Origin of the sequence: Bradyrhizobium valentinum (genome assembly GCF_001440405.1) — a bacterium.
Lineage (GTDB): Bacteria > Pseudomonadota > Alphaproteobacteria > Rhizobiales > Xanthobacteraceae > Bradyrhizobium > Bradyrhizobium valentinum.
In genome coordinates this window covers 1-277 of record NZ_LLXX01000126.1, presented here as the reverse complement: position 1 = coordinate 277, position 277 = coordinate 1, and the positions used below count along the sequence as shown (strand labels likewise).

General features: G+C 69.7%; 1 pseudogene. It reads right to left on the bottom strand.

What is annotated here, in order from left to right:
- A pseudogene (locus tag CP49_RS46185) lies at positions 1-277 on the bottom strand (hypothetical protein); the annotation flags it as partial.

Here is a 277-nt window from a genome sequence, read left to right as displayed (position 1 = left end):
GCCGGCGTATCCGCCGTATCCGCCGCAGACGTAGCGGGGACCCCACGGCGTGTAGACCCAGCATCCGTCGTCGTAGTCGTAGCCGTAGCCGTAGCCGTAGCCCCAAGGGTAGAGCCCTGCGCCGACGAAGACCGGCGCGAAGCCGAACGCGAAGCGTCGATGACCGAACCGTGCGAACCGCGGACCGACGAAATCTCTGCGGAAACCGGCGCCGCGGAAGCCAGGACCGGCAAGCCCGCCTCGGAAGCCAGGACCGGCAAGCCCGCCGCGGAAGCCA